Source organism: Actinomyces stomatis (genome assembly GCF_031292835.1).
Classification (GTDB): domain Bacteria; phylum Actinomycetota; class Actinomycetes; order Actinomycetales; family Actinomycetaceae; genus Actinomyces; species Actinomyces stomatis.
The window spans coordinates 1-17,869 of sequence record NZ_JASPEP010000035.1; the positions used below are offsets into that span (position 1 = coordinate 1).

Annotated in this window: 16 protein-coding genes; 6 read left to right on the forward strand and 10 right to left on the reverse strand. The window is 70.0% G+C overall.

Features of this window, described 5'->3' with window-relative positions:
- Both RIV12_RS12440 and recR read left to right on the forward strand, forming a co-directional pair.
- Positions 1–496 (forward strand): hypothetical protein (locus RIV12_RS12440; RefSeq protein ID WP_309324278.1); only part of this gene is annotated, 496 nt, incomplete at its 5' end.
- Position 497: 1 nt separating this feature from the next.
- Entirely contained in the window at positions 498–1,106 is a 609-nt protein-coding gene (gene recR, locus RIV12_RS12445) for a recombination mediator RecR (protein WP_009401940.1), read from the forward strand.
- A gap of 100 nt (positions 1,107–1,206) precedes the next feature.
- Here the strand turns inward: recR and RIV12_RS12450 are convergent, their stop codons facing one another.
- Together RIV12_RS12450 and RIV12_RS12455 are read right to left on the reverse strand one after the other, a co-directional pair.
- A complete protein-coding gene (locus RIV12_RS12450; protein ID WP_309324280.1) occupies positions 1,207–2,295 on the reverse strand; it encodes an ABC transporter permease in 1,089 nt (362 codons plus the stop codon).
- Positions 2,292–3,236, reverse strand: coding sequence for an ABC transporter ATP-binding protein (locus RIV12_RS12455; protein WP_309324282.1), 945 nt, complete (start codon positions 3,234–3,236; stop codon positions 2,292–2,294). The genes RIV12_RS12450 and RIV12_RS12455 overlap by 4 nt, the downstream gene beginning before the upstream one ends.
- Before the next feature lie 377 nt (positions 3,237–3,613).
- Between RIV12_RS12455 and RIV12_RS12460 the strand changes: the two genes are divergently transcribed.
- Both RIV12_RS12460 and RIV12_RS12465 read left to right on the forward strand, forming a co-directional pair.
- On the forward strand, positions 3,614–5,128 hold the full coding sequence (locus tag RIV12_RS12460; RefSeq protein WP_309324284.1) for an aspartate kinase: 1,515 nt from the start codon (positions 3,614–3,616) through the stop codon (positions 5,126–5,128).
- Complete coding sequence (locus tag RIV12_RS12465) at positions 5,125–6,204, forward strand: aspartate-semialdehyde dehydrogenase (RefSeq protein WP_309324287.1); 1,080 nt, start codon at positions 5,125–5,127, stop codon at positions 6,202–6,204. The genes RIV12_RS12460 and RIV12_RS12465 overlap by 4 nt, the downstream gene beginning before the upstream one ends.
- 86 nt (positions 6,205–6,290) lie before the next feature.
- On the opposite strand, the gene RIV12_RS12470 is transcribed toward RIV12_RS12465, so the two are convergent.
- The 7 genes from RIV12_RS12470 to RIV12_RS12500 form a co-directional block, all read right to left on the reverse strand.
- Positions 6,291–7,088 carry a potassium channel family protein gene (locus RIV12_RS12470; RefSeq protein WP_309324289.1) on the reverse strand — a complete coding sequence of 266 codons (798 nt, stop codon included), beginning with the start codon at positions 7,086–7,088 and terminating at the stop codon, positions 6,291–6,293.
- 272 nt (positions 7,089–7,360) lie between these two features.
- Complete coding sequence (locus tag RIV12_RS12475) at positions 7,361–8,296, reverse strand: hypothetical protein (RefSeq protein WP_309324291.1); 936 nt, start codon at positions 8,294–8,296, stop codon at positions 7,361–7,363.
- A gap of 294 nt (positions 8,297–8,590) precedes the next feature.
- On the reverse strand, positions 8,591–9,781 hold the full coding sequence (locus RIV12_RS12480; protein WP_309324293.1) for a Fic family protein: 1,191 nt from the start codon (positions 9,779–9,781) through the stop codon (positions 8,591–8,593).
- A 310-nt stretch (positions 9,782–10,091) separates the two neighbouring features.
- A complete protein-coding gene (locus RIV12_RS12485; protein WP_309324295.1) occupies positions 10,092–11,087 on the reverse strand; it encodes a hypothetical protein in 996 nt (331 codons plus the stop codon).
- A gap of 238 nt (positions 11,088–11,325) precedes the next feature.
- A complete protein-coding gene (locus RIV12_RS12490; RefSeq protein ID WP_309324296.1) occupies positions 11,326–12,588 on the reverse strand; it encodes a threonine/serine exporter family protein in 1,263 nt (420 codons plus the stop codon).
- Positions 12,555–14,204, reverse strand: a complete 1,650-nt coding sequence (locus tag RIV12_RS12495; RefSeq protein ID WP_309324298.1) for an NAD-dependent malic enzyme — start codon at positions 14,202–14,204, stop codon at positions 12,555–12,557. The genes RIV12_RS12490 and RIV12_RS12495 overlap by 34 nt, the downstream gene beginning before the upstream one ends.
- Positions 14,205–14,358: 154 nt before the next feature.
- Positions 14,359–15,219 carry a MurR/RpiR family transcriptional regulator gene (locus tag RIV12_RS12500; RefSeq protein WP_309324300.1) on the reverse strand — a complete coding sequence of 287 codons (861 nt, stop codon included), beginning with the start codon at positions 15,217–15,219 and terminating at the stop codon, positions 14,359–14,361.
- A 234-nt stretch (positions 15,220–15,453) separates the two neighbouring features.
- Here RIV12_RS12500 and RIV12_RS12505 point away from each other — a divergent pair, with 234 nt between their 5' ends.
- Together RIV12_RS12505 and RIV12_RS12510 are read left to right on the forward strand one after the other, a co-directional pair.
- Positions 15,454–15,834, forward strand: a complete 381-nt coding sequence (locus tag RIV12_RS12505; protein WP_075417721.1) for a thioredoxin family protein — start codon at positions 15,454–15,456, stop codon at positions 15,832–15,834.
- Positions 15,835–15,971: 137 nt separating this feature from the next.
- The gene (locus RIV12_RS12510; RefSeq protein WP_075417720.1) at positions 15,972–16,913 is read left to right on the forward strand and encodes a macro domain-containing protein; all 942 of its coding nucleotides are present in this window, start codon (positions 15,972–15,974) and stop codon (positions 16,911–16,913) included.
- Between the two features lie 23 nt (positions 16,914–16,936).
- Here RIV12_RS12510 and RIV12_RS12515 read toward each other — a convergent pair.
- Positions 16,937–17,869: aminotransferase class III-fold pyridoxal phosphate-dependent enzyme (locus RIV12_RS12515; protein WP_309324302.1), on the reverse strand; the 933-nt coding region annotated here is incomplete at its 5' end.

Below are 17,869 nucleotides of genomic sequence, written 5' to 3' on the forward strand. Positions count from 1 at the left end.
CACCGTCCACCGTCTGCGCGCCCTGCCGGAGATTCCCGGCGGGGCCGCGTCGGCTCCGGCCGCCCCCCAGTCCCTCCAGCAGACTCCCGCCTCCCCGTCCCCGCAGGCACCCGGGGGCGGCAGCATCCCCGGGGTGCCCGGTACCCCTGAGCCCGCCGCCGGATCGCCCGGCCTGGCCCCCGTCACCTGGGAGGGGACGCCGTCGAGCCCCTTCAGCCCGGGGCCGGCACCTGAGGAGCCCAGCGCCTCGAGCGCCCCACCCGAGGACGAGTCCACCTGGGCGCCGTCGGGCATCGCCGGCTCGCGCCTGGCCGCCGCCATGGCCGCCGCCCGCGCCGCTGCCCAGGACGCCGACACCGACTCCCTGGCCGACGACACCCCCAGCGAGGACGATCCCGACGCCGAGGACGCCGGCGTCGTCGGGCTCGAGGTCGTCAAACGGATCCTCGGCGCCCAGGTCATCGAAGAGGTCACCGTGACCCAGGAAGGACGCTGACATGCCCGCCGTCTACGAAGGCGCCGTCCAGGACCTCATTGACGAGTTCGGCGAGCTTCCCGGCATCGGCCCCAAGTCCGCCCAGCGCATGGCCTTCCACGTCCTGGCCGCCGACTCGGCCGCCGTCGAGCGCCTCATCGAGGCCCTGCGCGCCGTCAAGGCCAAGGTCCGCTTCTGCGAGACCTGCGGCAACATCGCCGAGGCCCCCCAGTGCGCCATCTGCCGCGACCCCCGCCGCGACCAGCGCGTCATCTGCGTCGTCGAGGAGCCCAAGGACGTCGTCGCCATCGAGCGCACCCGCGAGTACCGGGGGCTCTACCACGTGCTCGGCGGCGCCATCGACCCCATCAACGGTGTCGGCCCCGACGACCTGCGCGTGCGCGAGCTCTTCAGCCGCCTGGGAGACGGCGAGGTCGAGGAGGTCATCCTGGCCACCGACCCCGACGTCGTCGGCGAGGCGACCGCCGCCTACCTCACCCGTATGCTGCGCACCATGGCCGTGCCCGTCTCCCGGCTCGCCTCCGGCCTGCCCGTGGGCGCCGACCTGGAGTACGCCGACGAGGTCACCCTCGGACGGGCCTTCGAGGGCCGACGCCGCGTCGAGGACTGACCGTCCCGCCTTCGGCCGAGCCGGGCGCTCCTCGCCCATCTCGACGGAGAAACGGTGGGGCTACGCGAGAAACGCCCGGCTCGATGGGAGGAATGGAGGGTCAGGCCAGGCGCACGCCGCGCGGCAGCCTGCCGGCCGGCACACGCAGACGCCTGCTGGCCGTCACCACGCCGCCGGCCCCCAGGGCCATGAGCACCACGATGCTCGCGGGCCAGAAGGCCAGGTGCCTGGCCAAAGGGCCCCCGTCGTCACGGCTGCTGGAGGGGTGGTCGAAGGAGTCCTTCCGGTCCTCGCAGTAGTTGCGGACGACCCGCTCGGGCTGCGGGTTGCGCATGAAGTCGATGCCCTGCCCGGTCAGGGACAGAAGGGAGGCCGGGTCTCCGAAGGATGCCGAGGCCGGTTGCTGCGGCGCGTGGGCGGTCGCATCCCCCAGGGCCACGAAGGGGTTGGGGGCCAGCATCCACCAGATCCAGTCGGTGCGCGTGACGTCGTGGGTCCTGATCTCAGGCTCGGGCTTGCACACGACCTTCTCATCGGATGAGTCGTCGTAGTCCACCCTGTAGGTCACCACCGTCTGGGTGCCGGTCACCAGGGAGGCGGAGATGGCCGTGGCCAGGGGCGTCCCCACAGTCAGGGCGGCCACCACGAGGTAGGTCAGGACCGCCGAGGCCGAGGGGCGCGCCGTCAGTCCCGAGAAGCCCAGGCCGATGGCGCACACCGCCCCCAGCGTGAAGACGAGGATGACCAGGTGGGCGAGGAGGGCCTGCCAGTGCGAGCCGCCCGCGACCGTCAGGAGGATGAGGAAGGGTGTGGCCACGCCCAGGAAGGCGATCGCCGCCACCCAGGCCGCCAGCAGCTTGCCGACGACGATCTCCTGGCTGCGCAGCGCCGTGGCCTGCAGCAGCGCCAGGGTCGCATCGGCTCGGTCGCCGTTGATGGACGTCGCCGACAGCGTGGGAGCGACGATGAGCCCGATCCCCAGCACGAAGCAGACGACCAGGTCATAGAGGGACAAGAGGTACTCCGTGCTGGAGCTGTTGGGCATCAGCACCTCGACGGTGATCACCAGCCCTCCGCACAGCAGGACGAGGACCGCCAGCCAGATCCCCAGCATGATGCGCCAGCGCGTGGCCCTCACCCGTTGACGCAGCTCGAGCACCATGATGGTGCGCACACCGGTCCAGGTCATCGGCGTTCTCCTTCCAGAGCCAGGTAGGTCTCCTCCAGGGTTCCGGACAGTGGGGCGAAGGAGATGACCTCCACCCCGGCCTCGACGGCCTCGCGCAGCAGATGGGACGCTGCCGCGTCGTCGGCGACCGGGACGCGCACGGCGCCGTCCTCCTCCGCCGTGACGGGCAGCTGCGTGGAGCGCGCCCACTCGCCCAGGCGCCCGGCGTCCAGGGCCCGTATGCGCCAGGTCCGCCCCACCGGGACCGGGGCTGTGGCGCCGGAACCCGCCTGGCCGGGCGCCGGAGCCCACCCCGACGGCGAGGCGACGGCGGTCCCGTGAGACATGAAGACGACGCCGTCGACCATCTCCTCCATCTCCGACAGGATGTGGCTGGAGAGCAGGATCGTGGTGCCGCCCGAGGCCAGGTCGCGCAGCAGGACGCGCAGGTCGGCGCGCGAACGCGGGTCCATGCCGGCGGCCGGTTCGTCCAGGAGCAGGACCTTGGGGGAGTGGATGAGGGCGCGGGCCAGGCCCAGGCGCTGCTTCTGGCCGCGGGAGAGGACCCGGGCGGGCGTGCGCGCCATCTCGTCGAGGTGGACCAGGGAGAGCATCTCAAGGGCTCGGGGGCGGGCGGCATCGGCGTCCATGCCCTGGGCGGCGGCGAAGGTCAGGAGGATTTCGGTGCAGGTCAGGGAGTCCCAGGTGCCGAAGGCATCGGGCATCCAGCCCACGGCGCGGTGGACCTCGCGCGACTGGGTGACCGGGTCCAGGCCCGCCACCCGGATCGTCCCGGAGTCCGGGGCCAGGAGGGCCGCCAGCATGAGCAGCAGTGTCGTCTTGCCGGCGCCGTTGGGGCCGACCAGGCCGGTCACGGCGCCGCCGGGCACCGACATGTCCAGCTGGCGCACCGCCGGTGCCCGACCGAAGAACCGGGTGAGCTGGGAGACTTCAATGCTCATACGACCAGGCTACGTCGTCGGCCGGGCCTGGTGGGCGGAACCCCGGGGACGACGTGGGCGACGGTGATGGTGCGCGCCCGAGCCCGCCTCACTCCGACACTTCGACAAAAACTTCAGAAACGACGCGGCTCCGGGTCGTTTCTGAAGATTCGGTCGAAGTGTTGGCCGCCGGCTGTGGGCCGCGAGTTGTTGGCCGCAGGCTCCGAGCCGCGTGATGTGCCGGCAACACGGCGCACCGTATGCTTGCCCCAGCCACGCCGTCGTGGGCGCCGCGCGGCGACGGCTCCATCCCCGGAAGCCCCCTGCCAGGACGCCCGCACCGGCGCGGAGCACCTGATGCTAGACACGCACTGATTCCAGGACCCGAGGAGCGCCATATGGCACTGGTCGTCCAGAAGTACGGCGGCTCGTCCGTCAGCGACGTCGACGCGATGCGGCGCGTCGCCCGGCGCATCGTCGCCACCCGCCAGGCCGGCAACACGGTTGTTGTCGTCGTCTCCGCGATGGGGGACACGACCGACGAGCTCCTCGACCAGGCCGCCGCCCTGACCACCGACGCCCCCGCCCGTGAGATGGACATCCTGCTGTCCGCCGGGGAGCGCATCTCCATGGCCCTGCTCGCCATGGCCGTCACCGAGCTCGGCGTGCCGGCACAGGCCTACACCGGTGCCCAGGCCGGTGTCCTCACCGACTCCAAGTACGGCAAGGCATCCATCGTCGGGGTGCTGCCCGAGCGCGTGGCCCGCTCCATCCAGACCGGCGCGGTCGCCATCGTTGCCGGCTTCCAGGGCATCAACGAGGTTGAGGACACCACCACCCTGGGGCGTGGCGGCTCCGACACCACCGCGGTCGCCCTGGCCGCTGCCCTCAACGCCGACGTCTGCGAGATCTACACCGACGTCGACGGCCTGTTCACCGCCGACCCCCGCATCGTCCCGACCGCCAAGCGCATCGAGTCCCTCTCCAGTGAGGAGACCCTGGAGCTGGCCGCCCACGGCGCCAAGATCCTCCACCTGCGCGCTGTGGAGTACGCCCGCCGCTTCGGGGTGCCGCTGCACGTGCGCTCCTCCTTCTCCGACAAGACCGGGACCTGGATTTACGACGGCCGCCGCGAGGGCGCCTTCGTGCCCTCGGTCGTGGCCGCCCAGCTCGACGACGTCGTCGCCGCCGACACCGACAGCGCGCCCACCGCCCCCAGTGCCGCGAGCCCGGAGGCCGCCGACGAGTCCGCGGGAGTTGCTCCGGCCTCGTCCTCAGACCCCGCCGGGCTCGACGACGGGCCCTCGGCCTCCGTCGTCGACACCGCGCACCGCAATGCCATCGCCGCACGGGCCCAGGCCCGACCCCGCCCGACCGCCAAGGAGGACCACGTGGAAGCCCCCGTCATCTCCGGAATCGCCCACGACCGTAGCCAGGACAAGATCACGCTCGTGGGCGTGCCCGACGTCCCCGGTGCCGCCGCCCGCATCTTCGCGATCGTGGCCGGAACCGACGCCAACATTGACATGATCGTCCAGGACGTCTCAGCCGAGGGGACCGGCCTGACCAACATCTCCTTCACCTGCCCTGACGGCGACTCCGCCACCGCCCGCGAGGCCCTCGAGGCCGCCCGCGAGGAGCTGGGCTTCCGAAGCCTGCACTTCAACCCCGACATCGGCATCCTGTCCCTGGTGGGGGCCGGCATGCGCTCCAACCCGGGGGTCTCGGCGCGCCTGTTCGGCTCGCTGAGCGAGGCCGGGGTCAACATCCACATGATCTCCACCTCCGAGATCCGCATCTCGGTGGTGGTCGACGACGCCGTACTCGACGAGGCCGTGCGCGCCGTCCACTCCGCCTTCGGCCTCGACGCCCAGGCCGCCGAGGCGGTCGTCTACGGAGGGACCGGACGATGAGCAATCCCGTGAACACCTACACCGGAGTGGCCGACGGCGTCTGTGTCGCCGTCGTGGGGGCCACCGGCCAGGTCGGCCGCGTCATGCGCGCCATGCTGGCCGAGCGCGACTTCCCCGCCCGCTCGGTGCGCTTCTTCTCCTCGGCCCGCAGCGCCGGGACCGTCGTGGACTTCCGCGGCGCCCAGGTCGAGGTCGAGGACGTCGCCACTGCTGACCTGGCCGGTATCGACGTCGCCATCTTCTCCGCCGGGGGCGCGGCCTCGCGCGAGCACGCCCCCCGCTTCGCCGCCGCCGGGGCCGTCGTCGTCGACAACTCCTCGGCCTGGCGCAAGGACCCCGAGGTGCCGCTCGTGGTCAGCGAGGTCAACCCGCATGCGCTGCGCGAGCGCCCCAAGGGCATCATCGCCAACCCCAACTGCACCACCATGGCGGCCATGCCGGCCCTCAAGGTGCTGCACGAGGAGGCCGGACTCATCCGCCTCATCGTCTCCACCTACCAGGCCGTCTCCGGCTCGGGGCGGGCCGGGGTGGCCGAGCTGGCCGGGCAGGTGCGCGCCGTCGTGAACGAGGACATGGAGGGCCTGGCCCTGGACGGACGGGCAGTCGAGTTCCCCGCGCCGGAGGTCTACGTCGACACCATCGCCTTCAACGCCGTGGCCTGGGCCGGCGGCGACGCCGGTGACGGCTCCGGTGAGACCGACGAGGAGCAGAAGCTGCGCAACGAGTCCCGCAAGATCCTGGGGATCCCGGACCTGCTGGTCTCCGGGACCTGCGTGCGTATCCCGGTGTTCTCCGGCCACGGGCTCAGCATCAATGCCGAGTTCGAGCGCGAGATCAGCGTCGAGCGAGCCCGCGAGCTGCTGGAGGCGGCGCCCGGCGTCACCTACGAGGACGTGCCCAGCCCCCTCAAGGGCGCCGGCCGTGACGGTACCTTCGTGGGGCGTCTGCGCGCCGACCAGGCCTTCGCGCCGGGCCACGGCCTGCAGTTCTTCGCCGTGGGGGACAATCTGCGCAAGGGCGCGGCCCTCAACGCCGTCGAGCTCGCCGAGCTGGTGGCCGCCGAGCTGCGGGGCTGACGGGGTCTTCTCTTTCGCTGAGCCGGGCACTTCTCGCGGCACCCAACAGGAATTCTGTCGGGCTGCGCGAGAAGTGCCCGGCTCGGTTACTGCGTGGTGGACGACGACGGCTCGGGAGGCGGAGCGTGCCCTTGCCGACCCGAGTCGTGTACCTCCAGAAGACGGTCGATGCGCTCGCTCAGCTCGCTGACCTGCTGTTGCAGAGCTGCCACCTGCGCCTGCGTGGCGGCCTCCTGCTCTGCGTTCTCCTCATCGACCAGCGAGACGATCCACGAGGCCAGGGTCGCCGTGACGACGCCGGCGAGCGCCACCCCGCCGATCATGAGCAGCGCCGCGATGAAACGCCCCTCCCTGGAGACTGGGAAGGTGTCGCCGTAGCCGACAGTGGTGAACGTCGTCAGCGCCCACCACAGGGCCTGGCCGAAGGTCCGGATCGAGGAGCCCGGCTCATGACGCTCCGCATCCAGCGAGGCCAGTGCCGAGGTGAAGATGAGCAGCGCGGCGCTGCCGACCGTGTACAGGGTGATGCGCCCGCGCAACGCGGTGCCGGCGCTGCGCTGCATGATGCTCACGAGCGTCACCAGGCGCAGGAGCCGCAGCGGCCGCAGGAACGGCAGAACGATGATCGCCAGGTCGGGTAGGTGGCGGAGGAACCAGCGACCCCGGCTTGGCGCCAGTGCCAGGCGGACAAGATAGTCGACGCCGAACAGTGCCCACACGGCGTCGATCATGAACTCGGCCGCTTCCTTGGTCCCGCCCTGCGCGTTGGTGAGCACCTCCCAGGCGTAGGCGCCCAGGAAGACGACGGCGGCGCCGGTCAGCGGCCACTCCGTGGCCCGCTCCCACGCCCGCAGCCGAGTGCCCGGGCTGTTTTCGGTCGGCATGCTCCGATGGTAGACGGCGCTGGGGAGAGAACCGTGTTGCCCTCACCGTCGGGGACATTTCGTTGCGACCGGGGACGTTCGACGCCGTCGGGGACATTTCTGTGCGGCCAGGGGCAGTCCGCGCGCCCGGGGACCGGAATCCTGTCCCCGGACGCGCAGGATGTCCCTGTCTGGAAGAAAGCGCACCCCGACGCGCAGGATGTTCCCGGCTGGGGTGGTGTGCGCCCGGCTGCGTGGAATGTCCCCGTCGGCAAAGACGAGGACGGCGCTTCTCAGGCCGGCTTTGGCTCGGGCTGTGCGGTCGGTGCGGGGGGCGCCTCGTCCTGCTCGGTTGAGGTACGTATCAGATGGCTGGTGCGCCAGACCTCGTCGAGCCGGGCCTCGACGAGGGAGCGGGCGTCGTCGAGCCGTGAGGGTTTCACCGTCAGGCTGAGCCGAGGGAGGAGGACCGGTCTGCTCGGCTCGGTGCCCTTGGTGGGTGGGGAGTAGACGGCTTGTATTTGAACGCGGCCCCGGCGCGTCGGAACCTCCTGGACCCTGAGGTCGTCCCGATCGGAGGGCAGGGGGAGGCTGAAGGACTTCGGGTCCGCAACCGCCATGCCGTACGACCTCAGGCGCACCGCGCTCGAGCGACGGCGCACAGCTGCTCGCACCATGGCGACAAAGAGCAGGATGTGGAGCAGGAGCAGGACCAAGGTGGCCCCATCGACCAGCTCCCGGGTGGACTCGATATAGATCTCGGTATAGATCCCGATATAGCTCAGGACGTTCGGGACCGCCATCAGGGCGATCGGGCATGCCACCAGCAGCGTGCCTGCAAGCATCGCCCACAGCAGGCCCGCTGTGCGCCTGCTGGGCTCCTGTGCGACGTGGAGGAATCGCGCCGCCATGACGTCGCGGTGGGACATCATGGCGTCCTTGGTCAGCCACTGGTCGATGCCCACGAAACAGAAGGCCGCGCCGAAGCAGAGGGCTGTCAGCATAAAGCTGTAGAGGGTCGTCCAGGTGATCAAGTGCGACGCAGGGGTGACTGCCCGACTTGGTTCACTGGGGTCGGCCATCAGGGCTTCGTCGACTTTCCCCAGGGTCCAGGAGGCACCGAACAGGACGAGTGGGTAGAGGACGGAAAGGCCGACGGCGGCTAGAGCGCCCAGGCATCCGAGCGCCTTGATGCCGGTGGTCGGGCGTGATCGGGCGTAGATCGCCATGGGTCACCTTCCTCGAAACATGACAGCGGGGCGATCTTGGGTTCGCGCTCCGCTCCGACGGCGTCGGATGTGCCAGGGAGTCAAGTGTGCGGGTGCCGGGCTCGTCCTGCCTATGGGGGCTTCTGGCTGGGCGGGGGCATTCGACGCCGTCGGGGACATTTCTGCGCGGCCGGGGGCAGTCCGCGCGCCCGGGGACCGGATTCCTGTCCCTGGGCGCGCAGGATGTCCCCGGCCGGAATGGTGTGCGCCCGGCTGCGTGGAATGTCCCCGGCCGTCTTGGAGAGTGAGCCGGGCTCAGGCGAGCAGGACCTTCAGGACGGCAGGGGCGGCGAAGCGGCGAGGCTGCGAGCCGGTCTCGACGACGTCGAGCACCCCGATGTCAGTCAGCTGGGCAACCAAGCTGTTGGCTCTCCCGTACGAGATGCCAAGGGCTGCCTCGACCTTACGCACCGTGAAGCTCGGATTCGCGACCGCGAAGTCGACGAGGTCAAGGGCGTGAGCGGACCGCAGACTGGAGGCGCGCACCGTCTCCTTGAGACTCTGGTGCGCGGCGGCCAGAGCGAGCATCTGATGACGGGTACTGGTGGCCGCCGCGGCCAGTCCCTGGGAGAAGAAGGCCAGGAAGGTGTCCCAGTCGCCGTGGGTGCTGACTCGCAGCAACGAGTCGTAGTACTCGGCGCGACGCTCCTCGAACCACGGCGAGACCGTCAGCGTGGGTTCGCTGAGAACACCCGAACTCAGAAGGGTGAGCACGATGAGGAACCGCCCCAGGCGACCGTTGCCGTCCCGGAAGGGGTGAAGGGTCTCGAACTGGTAGTGGGCCATGCCTGCGGCGATGATCGGGTCGATGTCTCCCGCGTGGTCCCGATGCAGCCAGTCGACGAGGGCTCGCACGCCGGCGCGAAGAGGATCCCCGGGTGGTGCGGGAACGAACCGGGACGCATGGACCGGGGCCGCGCTGTGTGCGCCGGGGCGGCGGCCGATCATGACCTGGGTGTCTCGCAGGCGACCTGAGGTCGACTCGAGCGGAGTCCCCCGCATGAGCTCGCCTTGAAGGTCCTCGATGAGTGACAGGGTGATAGCGCGCCCCTCCTGCGCCCACAGGAAACCGCTGTTGGCCATGCGGACGTAGTTGAGGATCTCCGTCATCTCGGCGGTCGCGGGGGCGTCGTCGTCGGCGGTGAGCACCTCGCGCAGGGGGGCGTATGTCCCCTCCAAGGCCGACGTCGACTGAGCCTCGCGCCGTAGGGAGGGGGTTCGCAGCAGGTAGGGGTTCGGCAGCTGTTGGGCTGTGGCGTCGAGGGCGGCCAGTGCACGGCCGGCTGCTGCCACCATCCGGTAGGTGCCTCCGCTGATGGGTGGCTCGTCGGAGCCGAGTGGGACGGGGATGAAGGCCTTGTGCCGCCAGCTGCCGGTCACCGGGTCGGAGCCGGTGATGTCGACCAGCTCCCCCATGGTGTCGTCGACGAACATGCTCACATCCATGATGTCAGTCTAATGGCGATTGTATGACATCCCAAGGGAGTAGATTGCATACATTGAGGACTTGTCAAACATCGTAGGTGAGTGGGTGTCTGGAAACCGCCATGTGTGGGGCTGCGCGCCGGTGACTGCCGCCGCGGGGATCCGTTGTGAGCGGGGCCTTCGACGCCGTCGGGGACATTTCTGTGCGGCCGGGGGCGTTCGACGCCGTCGGGGGCCGGAATCCTGTACCCGCACGCGCAGGGTGTCCCCCTCCGGAGCAGCGCGCACCCGACCGCATGGAATGTCCCCGGACGCACTGTGCAGGGCTGGGTTAGGTGGTGGAGCCGTCACTCGTTGGAAGGGTGTTGTCTGTTTGGGGCTGGTCGTTGTCAGCGTCTGCGTCGGGCTGCCGTGGCTGGTGAGCCGGATTCGTCTCGGCCTCCGATGTCGGGGCATCGGAGGCCTCCTCCTGCTCGGTTGAGGTACGTATCAGCTGGCTGGCGCGCCAGACCTCGTCGAGCCGGGCCTCGACCCGGGAGCGGGCGTCGTCGAGCCGTGAGGGCTTCACTGTCAGGCCAAGGCGCGGGATGATGACCGGTCGCCCTGGCTTGGCACCTCCGGTGGGTGGAGCGTAGATGGCCTGCACTTTCACGCGACCCAAGCGTGCCGGAACCTCCTGGATGCTGAGGTTGCCACGGCTGGAAGGCAGGGGGAGGGAGAAGGACTTCGGGTCCGCAACCGCCATGCCGTACGACCTCAGGCGCACCGCGCTTGCCCGCCGGCGTGCGGCGGCATACACCAGTGCCACGAAGAGCATGATGATCAGAAGGGACGCGCCCCAGGTGGCCTCATCGACCAGCTCTTGGGTGGATTCGCTGTAGATCAGGGGGTGTGGGACGGCTATCACGAGGGACGGGGAAGCCACCAGCAGCGCTCCCGCGAGCATCGCCCATAGCATGCCCACGGCGCGGCTGTTGGGGTCCTGGGCGACATGAAGGAACCGTGCCGACGCGATATCTTGATGGCTCACTGTCGTGCCCTTGGCTAACCACTGGTCCGTGCCCGTGAAGCAGAAGGTCGCCCCGAAGGTGATGGCCGTCAGTACGAAGCTGTAGATGGCCGGTATCACCCCTACCATAGTCGCGGCGTTGGCTACCGATTCGTTGTCCTCCGGGTAGGCGACGGCTTCGTCCAGGGAGCCCAGAGCGAAGGCGGCCAGGACTAGGGCGGTCGGGTAGAGGAGCGCGATGCCGGCGGCGGCCAGAGCACCCAGGCATCCGAGTACCTTGATGCCGGTGGTGGGGCGGGTGCGGATGTAGATCGCCATGGTTCCCCCTCCTGAAAGCTGATGGCAGGTCGGTTGCTGCCGGCGAGTCAAGTCTGTGGGCAGTGGGTATCCCCTGCCCATGGGGACCATTCACCCTGGTTGGGGTGTATTCGACGCCGTCGGGGACCGGGATCCTGTCCCCGGACGCGCAGGGTGTCCCCCTCCGGAGCAGCGCGCACCCGGCCGCGTGGAATGTCCCTGGCTAGGAGGTCGCGCTACCCCCGACGCGCGGAACGCCCTAGTGCGCGAGGCGGATCCATATCCGGTGGGGCACCACCAACCCGACTGCCATCGCCAGCACAATGATGACGGCCGTGGCCAGATCACTCGCTGTCGCCTCCAGTGCCGCCTCCGCGTGCGCCTCTCCCACCAGGCTCAGTGTCCCTGCGGCAGCGCGGAACAGGTACACGCCGGGTACAAGGGCCACGACCGCGGCGAAGCCCGCCCCCGCGAAAGGAATGTGCCGTGAGTGGCACACCGGCGTGAGCAGGCCGCCTGCCACCAGGCAGGCCAGTAGAGAGGAAGCGGGCGCGTTCCATTGCCACCGCGTCAGTGCGACCCAGTGCGCCGCGTGCGCGAGCCCGCCGGCCAGGAACGCCCAGCCGAAGGTCCTAATCGGCATGGAGAAGTACACCGGATAGCACATGGCGAGGACGGCGGCGGCTAGGACGTCGAGCCACAGTGGGATCGCGTCGGTCGTCGCGGTCAGCGGCAGGCCAGTGCCGCCGATGAGCAGGCCTCCGATGATGCCCGCACTAATGGTCAAGATCGTCAGCGCTGCGTCCGTCAGTCGTGCCAGGCCCATGTCGTGGCGGCGCTCGGCGATCTCGATGGCACCGTTGAGGACCTGGGGGCCGGGCACGAGCACCATCCCCGGGCACACGGCCACGAGCCGAGCCGTGCCGGTCCAGCCGAGGTGGACGGCGAGTGCGCCGACCAGACCGCCGATGAGGGCAGCGGCAAAGGTCTGGGTGACTGCCGTCGTCCGCTCTGCCAATGCGCGCCGCGCGAGGCCGCCTGCTCCCGCCGCGGCGAAGGCGAGGGCGACTGACGGTGTGTGGTGCGCCCCGAAGATGAGGGCGAGCAGGCTCGCGCCGAGGCCCGCCGCCAGGGCGAACATCCAGGTAGGGCTGGAGGGCTGGGCCTCCGCCTTCTCCAGCAGGTCCTCCAGCTCGTCGAGGCTCAGTGAACCGATGGCACTCAGACGGCGCTGGATGAGAGTCGCGCGTCCCATGTGCACCGCTACAGGGCGAATGGCTTGGAGCGCGGCTACGGCCCCATCGGCGTCGGCAAGCGTGACCTGTGACCAGGTAAGCAGCAACGTGAAACGGGTGCCTAGCAGCTCGTTGAGCCGTTCAACGGTGGCTACCGCGGCGTGGGTGGACTGGCCTGAGTCCAGGAGCAGAGCGGCGGTCCGGGCGGTGAGCCCGGCCGCGCGCCGTCCTTCTGCTCCCGTCAGCCGGCGGCTCAGGCCTTGATTTCGGGGTAGACCGGCTGCCACATGGCGTCCTGGACCGCCTGGATAAGGTTGTCGTGACTCGCGGTGGCGACGCCGTCGGCCTCGGCCTGGCGGGCGACCGCGACGGCGACCGTTGCCGAGGATGCGCGCAGGTTCTCCACCGGAGGCAGGAGGGACGCACCTGGGCTGGTGGGATCGACCTGGCTCGCGACGGCCTGCGCGGCGGCGAGTAGCATGCCGTCGGTCACCCGGCTCGCGCCGGAGACGATGACCCCCAGCCCCAGGCCCGGGTAGAGCAGGGCGTTGTTGCCCTGGCCGATCGTGAACGTGGTCCCCTCGTACTCGAAGGGCTCCACCGGGATGCCGGTGGCGACCAGCGCCTTGCCGCCGGACCAGGCGATGACGTCGGCGGGCATGGCCTCGATCCGCTCGGTGGGGTTGGACAGCGGCAGAACGATGGGGCGCTCGACGCCGCTACTCATCTCCTCGATGACCTCACGGGTGAAGGCCCCGTGGTCCGTGGAGGTTCCGATGAGGATCGTGGGGTGAACCCGACGCACCGTCTCAAGCAGGCCGATCCTGCCGTGCTCGCGGGTCCAGTCCGCCACCTCGGAGGCCGGCCGTGCGTAGGTCTGCTGGTAGTCGGGCAGGCCCTCCATGTCGTCGGTGACGAGGCCGTTGCGGTCGATGAGCCAGATGCGGGAGCGCGCCTCGTCGGGGCTGAGCCCGTCGCGGACCATGCCGGCGTGGATCTGGTCGGCCATGCCGGTGCCCGCGGTACCAGCGCCGTAGACGACCAGGCGCTGGTCGGCGAAGCTCTGGCCGGTGACCCTCATGCCGGAGACCACCGCGGCGATGACGATCGCACCGGTGCCCTGCATGTCGTCGTTGAAGATGCGGTACTTCTCCCGGTTGGCCAGCAGGATTCGGCGCGCGTTGGACGGGCCGAAGTCCTCGAAGTGGAGCAGCGCACGGGGGAAGAGCTCGGCCGCAACGGACAGGTACTCGTCGATGAGCTCGTCGTAGCGCCTGCCGCGCACGCGCGCGTGACGGTTGCCCAGATAGGCGGGGTCATTGAGGAGGGCCTCGTTGTCCGTGCCGCAGTCCAGGTTGACGGCGATTGCCCGCTCGGGGTGGATGCCGGCGGCCGCCGTGTAGACGGCGAGCTTGCCCACGGAGATGTCGGTGCCATTGACGCCCCAGTCCCCGATCCCGAGGATCTCCTCGGCATCGGAGACAACGAGCAGGTCGACGTCGTCGGGCCCCAGACCCAGACCCTCCAGAGAGGGTCGCACGTCCTCGATGCGGTCCACGGACAGGTAGACGGCGCGCGACCGGCGGTAGTCGCGGCTCCACTTCTTGATGGCCTCGCCGACCGTGGGGTCGTAGACGATCGGCAACAGCTCGGCGAGATGGTCGGCGAGTACCCGGTAGTAGAGGATCTCGTTGCGGTTGTGGAGCTGGTCGAGGAAGACGTACTTGTCCAGGTTCGTGGGCTGGGCGGTCAGCTGTGCGTAGGCCCGAGTCGCCTGCTGGTCAAGGGTCTCGACGGCGGAGGGGAAACGGCCGATGAGTCCGAGCCGACGCCGCTCCTCCTCGGTGAAAGCGGTGCCACGGTTGGTCAAGGGATTGGTGATGATGGTTGGTTTGGCCGACATGTGGTCTCCTCCAAAGTGAGCGGAGCCGATCGTCAGTTTAGTGACGATGTTGTTGGATTATGGAAGTAAACTAACGCTCGTTCTTCCGATATGTCCATCGGTACTGGTGCGTTGGTGCGTCGGCCGAGGCGGAGTTCGGCGGTTGGCGGAGCCGCTACAGGTAACCGCGCATGAGGGCGAAGGTCTCCTCGACCCTCTCGGCGCGGAGGTGCTCAGGGTGCTCGGCTGCCACCGCGTCCAAAATCGCCTCGAGAACGACGAGTGTGGCCGCCCGTGTCCGGAACATCGCCTCCTGGGTGACTAGCGGCGTCGTCAGAAGGATGTCCGCCAGGGGCACGAGCGGCCCGGTGCGCCGATTGGTCAGGAGGATCGAGGTTGCGCCGCGTCGGCCTGCTAGGCGCAGCAGGGCTTCGACGGGAGCCGGGTGGCGGTCGAAAGTCGCAACGAGGACGACGGCGTCGGCCTCCAGTCCGGCCAGGGCGTGTGCCCAGTGGTCGGTGCCGTCCAGGATGGTGACACCGCCTCTGAGGTAGGAGAGCAGGAGACCGAAGTACTGCATGAGGGGTCGTCCCGTGGCGACAGCGCCCAGGTAGAGGGGGCGATCGGTGTCGCCGACCAGCGCACAGGCGCGGGCGAATGCCTCCGTATCGATCGCGGAGGAGCATCCGGAGAGCACCTCCTGAGCTGAGCCGACGCGCTGCTCAAGGACGGACCGGGGTGACGACGCAGCGTCGTCATGCATTTGCCGGAGGCGATCAACCGGTGAGGACAGCTCCTCGCGCACGCCGATGCGCAGGCTGCGACTCATGGCGCGGAAGTCGGAGTATCCGAGCTTGCGAGCGAACCGGCCCACCGTCGCCGAGGAGACCCCCACGGTGCGGCAGACCTCCTCGAGGTTGAGCAGGGCGGCGCCGGGCAGGTTGTGCTCATAGAAACGGGCGACGTCGAGCTCGCGTGCGGTGAGGTGGGCGGACGCGAGCCTGTCCAGGAAAGGACTGTCCTCAGATGGCTCCACGGTGTCCAATTTATCGGAGTCGCCAGGTCGGAAGCTGTCACTCGCGTCCGTGGGAGGTAGGGGGGCGAGTGGTGCCGGTAAGAGTGTGGGCGGCAACGGCAGGAGGATGCGTGGTGCCGGTGGCAGGCCGAGCGGCCCCGGCAAGAGGACGGACGGCCCCAGGAATAGGCTGGGCCCTGGTCGTGTTGGCCGCAGTGGAACCGATATGTCTCCGCAATCTTGAAAGGAACGCTCATGGCCACCAAGAACATCACCGGCCCCGAGTTCAAGGACACCATCCACGGCGAGGGCATCACCTTCGTTGACTTCTGGGCCTCCTGGTGCGGCCCGTGCATGCGCTTCGGCCCCATCTACGAGAAGGCCTCCGAGGCCAACCCGGACATCACCTTCGCCAAGGTCGACACCGAGGCTGAGCAGGACCTCGCCGGGGCCCTGGGCATCTCCTCGATCCCCACGCTCATGGTCTTCCGTGACAATGTGCTGGTCTACCGCGAGGCCGGCGCCCTGCCCGCCCCCGCGCTGGACTCTCTCATCACGCAGGTGCGCGAGCTCGACATGGACGAGCTCAAGGCCAAGATCGCCGAGGAGGAGGCCGCCTCGGGCGCACAGGCCTGATCCGTCACGCACCGTGGGGCCGTCCTCCGGCCCTCCAACCGTCCGACATCGCCCGGAAACCCGCCGTTTCCGGGCGATGTCGCCGTCTGTTACCCGGCTCGCCCACCCAAGGGCAGAACATTACGTTTTGATATCCTATGATGGCCCGCGTGAAGTTGGAGTCCCACGTCAGTCACGCTGTCAGAGCCCGATGGGCGGTCCCCGTCGGCGCCTCGGGCCGCGACGCGTTGGTGCGCCACCTCGTCTACGCCTTCCTGCGCTCCGACCCCGAGGGGGCCACGGACTGGATCGACTCGACGGTCCCCACCGACCCCGACGAGCTGCGCACCATGCTCGACTTCCTCCTCACCGCCCGCCCCCCGGCGCCCCTGCCCGAGGACATCGCCGCCGACCTCGACACCCTCCTGGAGGCCGAGGCCGCTGAGCGCGGCATGGTCGACGCCACCGAGATCCCGCCCCTGGCCATCACCGACCACGTGCCCGGCCTGCTGGGCCGCAACGTGGCCTTCTGGCGCGGTGACCTCACCCGGCTGCGCGCCGGCGCCGTCCTCAACGCCGCCAACTCCGGGATGCTCGGCTGCTTCGCCCCCGGGCACCGCTGCATCGACAACATCATCCACGCCGTCGCCGGGCCTGCCCTGCGCGCTGAGTGCGCCCGCTACATGACCTGGGCGGAGACCTTCGACCCCACCCGCCGTCAGGGCGGGGAGCCCGCCGGCCGGGCCGTCTTCACCGGCGGCTACCACCTGCCGGCTCAGCACGTCATCCACTCGGTGGGGCCCGTCATCGAGGACGGGCGCAGGCCGACCCTGAAGGATCGGCGCCTGCTGTCCTCGTGCTACACGAGCGTCCTCAACGTCGCACACGCCGCGGGGCTGGGCAGTGTCGGCCTGTGCTCACTGTCCACGGGCGTCTTCGGCTACCCCAAGCGGCAGGCCGCCCTGGTGACCCTGGAGACGATCGGCCGCTGGCTGGCGGCCCACCCCGACTCCCGGATGCGCATCGTCATCAGCCTCAACGCCGACGTCGACGTCGCCGCCTACGAGGCCGCCCTCGCCCCGCCGCCCTGGCGGCCTTAAGGGGCGGGGCCCGTTGAGGTAACTCAGTTCGCCGTCGCCCGGGCGGCGGCGCGGGCGGCCGCCGGGGCCGCAGCCGCAATCGCCTCCAGCTCCGCCTCGCCGTGTGCGGCCGAGACGAACCAGGCCTCGAAGACCGACGGCGGCAGACCCACCCCCGCCTCGAGGAAGGCGTGGAAGAAGGGCCCGTAGCGCCAGGTCTCCTGAGCGCGGGCGGCCTCATAGTCGCTCACGCCCTCATCGGCGGCCCGCTGCCCGAACATGAAGGAGAACAGCGAGCCCGCCCGCTGCACGCGGTGGGGCACGCCCTGCTCACTCAGGGCCGCCGAGACCACCTCGCCGATGGTCCGGGCGTGCTCGGCCACTGAGGCGTAGACGGCGTCGTCGGCCAGCTGGAGCGTGGCCAGGCCGGCTGCCGTGGCCAGCGGGTTCCCCGAGAGCGTGCCCGCCTGGTAGACGGGGCCGTCCGGTGCCAGCAGGTCCATGACCTCCGTCCTCCCGCCGACGGCGGCCAGCGGCATCCCGCCGCCCACGACCTTCCCGAAGGTCACCAGGTCCGGCACCCAGGCGGCGCGCTCGCGCCAGTCCGCGCCCGGCCAGGAGGGGGCCGCGGCGTCGGCGGGCTCAGAAGGAGCGGCGCCGGCGGCGGTCTCGGCCGCGAAGACCGGCAGGTTGGAGGTCCAGCCGTCGACGGACTCCAGCCCCCACCAGCCGGCCGGGCCCACCCGGAAGCCGGTGAGGACCTCATCGAGGATCATGAGCGCGCCGTGCTCGGCGCTCACCCGGCGGATCGCGGCGTTGAAGCCGGGCGCCGGCGGCACGATGCCCATATTGGCCGGGGCGCCCTCGGTGATGACCGCGGCGATCTCGGCGCCGCGCTCGGCGAAGCAGGCCTCCAGGGCGGCGACGTCGTTGTAGGGCAGGACGATCGTCTGGGCGGCCACCGCCGCGGGCACGCC

Excerpts from the sequence above, each read along its gene's own strand:
- RIV12_RS12495 (WP_309324298.1), bottom strand. The coding sequence starts at position 14,204 with ATGTCGGCCAAACCAACCATCATCACCAATCCCTTGACCAACCGTGGC.
- RIV12_RS12475 (WP_309324291.1), bottom strand. The coding sequence starts at position 8,296 with ATGGCGATCTACGCCCGATCACGCCCGACCACCGGCATCAAGGCGCTC.
- RIV12_RS12480 (WP_309324293.1), bottom strand. The coding sequence starts at position 9,781 with ATGGATGTGAGCATGTTCGTCGACGACACCATGGGGGAGCTGGTCGAC.
- RIV12_RS12455 (WP_309324282.1), bottom strand. The coding sequence starts at position 3,236 with ATGAGCATTGAAGTCTCCCAGCTCACCCGGTTCTTCGGTCGGGCACCG.
- RIV12_RS12470 (WP_309324289.1), bottom strand. The coding sequence starts at position 7,088 with ATGCCGACCGAAAACAGCCCGGGCACTCGGCTGCGGGCGTGGGAGCGG.
- recR (WP_009401940.1), top strand. The coding sequence starts at position 498 with ATGCCCGCCGTCTACGAAGGCGCCGTCCAGGACCTCATTGACGAGTTC.
- RIV12_RS12460 (WP_309324284.1), top strand. The coding sequence starts at position 3,614 with ATGGCACTGGTCGTCCAGAAGTACGGCGGCTCGTCCGTCAGCGACGTC.
- RIV12_RS12510 (WP_075417720.1), top strand. The coding sequence starts at position 15,972 with ATGATGGCCCGCGTGAAGTTGGAGTCCCACGTCAGTCACGCTGTCAGA.
- RIV12_RS12505 (WP_075417721.1), top strand. The coding sequence starts at position 15,454 with ATGGCCACCAAGAACATCACCGGCCCCGAGTTCAAGGACACCATCCAC.
- RIV12_RS12465 (WP_309324287.1), top strand. The coding sequence starts at position 5,125 with ATGAGCAATCCCGTGAACACCTACACCGGAGTGGCCGACGGCGTCTGT.
- RIV12_RS12450 (WP_309324280.1), bottom strand. The coding sequence starts at position 2,295 with ATGACCTGGACCGGTGTGCGCACCATCATGGTGCTCGAGCTGCGTCAA.
- RIV12_RS12485 (WP_309324295.1), bottom strand. The coding sequence starts at position 11,087 with ATGGCGATCTACATCCGCACCCGCCCCACCACCGGCATCAAGGTACTC.